A 1,362-nucleotide genomic window follows, 5' to 3' on the forward strand; every position below is an offset into this window, starting at 1 on the left:
GCCCTCGTCATATAGCTCGAGGGCTTGCCTGCGCCGGTATTGCAATAATTCCGCAGACCCTTTGGGACGCATAATGGACACCACCTCCTGGTATCCATTATTGCATTATTTATACAGATGTCAATAAGTTAAGAGTGAGGGAGGAGCACTAAACACAGAAGGAGTTGATCTCAAGTGGATATAAAGATAGTTGAAGATAATGATGAGAAGATGACCATTAGAGTTGGCCTATTCTATGTTCTCTTAGATCACTTGATTGTATTTCTGCCACTTTCAATAGCAATTATAATCTTTGTTGTTTCTCTAGCAAATAGGTCTTTTAGTATACTACTTATTATTCCCATATTGCTGATATGGTCTTTTTTATCGGCCTATTTCTTAGGAAGAAGTTTGAATGCAATAACAATTGATAGAAAAGCAGGAAGGATCAAAGTAAAAAAGATTGGACCTTGGTTACCGGGCACAAAAAGCACTCATGATATTAAATCTATAGCAGCACTTGATTTCATTTTCACTGGTCATTCAACCCCATTCAGCAATTATCTGATTCTTCTACGAGAAGAGGAAGCGCAATTATTAGAGGATAAATGGAAGCCCTTATCATGCAAAATGGTCTTACACGAACGCTGGTGGTGGTTATTGTCAGATGAGAGTACTGCTGGAAGGCATATAAAAATTGCTAAGTATCTTGGTGTGCAATACAGGAAGAGGTTGTATACCGAAAGAGGCTGGCAGAATGAAACCGGAAAAAATATTGTACATAATACGGGCCACGGGGTGTGATGGTACTAGGCAAGAAACCGCCAAGATACTAGTGACTTCTCGGAAGGTCTGGCTCTGGCAAAGCTCTAAATAAAGCTGCTGCAGAAAACCGCCTCTTTTCTAAACTGCCTTCAACACGCGCACTTCTATATCCTGTATAAACACCTGCCGCGGCCAGGCGCAAATTGAGGATTCAAGTTAAGAAAAGAGCTGGCCGGGGAAAACTGGATAGGTGCTTAAGTGGTAAACTGCTCCCGAGAGACGAAAGGAGCAGTGAGGATGGCGAAGAGACCGAGGAGGAACCACACGGCGGCCTTCAAGGCCAAGGTGGCGCTGGAGGCGGTAAGGAGGAGAAGACCGTTGTGGAGATCGCCGAGATCTACGACGTCCACCCCAACCAGGTCACGCAGTGGAAGAAGCAACTGCAGGAGAGGGCCTCAGAAGCCTTCGAGAAGGAGAGGGCGCCCGAGGAGGGCCCCTCCGTAGCCCTCCATGCCTTGACCTTTCTCTGCAGTGTCCTGAGCTGGCCGTCCTGGAAGGTCCCTGGGTATCTTCTCTGCAGATAATCGAAGAGGGTTTTGGCCTCGAGCCCCGGGCTCT

General features: G+C 46.3%; 1 protein-coding gene and 1 pseudogene. Both read left to right on the plus strand.

Annotation, left to right across the window (positions count from 1 at the left end):
- The first annotated feature begins 174 nt into the window (after positions 1 to 174).
- A complete protein-coding gene (locus AB1552_14440) occupies positions 175 to 783 on the plus strand; it encodes a hypothetical protein (GenBank protein ID MEW6054957.1) in 609 nt (202 codons plus the stop codon).
- 258 nt (positions 784 to 1,041) lie between these two features.
- Positions 1,042 to 1,211: pseudogene (locus AB1552_14445) on the plus strand (transposase).
- Positions 1,212 to 1,362: the final 151 nt, after the last annotated feature.

This window comes from Nitrospirota bacterium, from assembly GCA_040754395.1.
Lineage (GTDB): Bacteria > Nitrospirota > Thermodesulfovibrionia > Thermodesulfovibrionales > SM23-35 > JBFMCL01.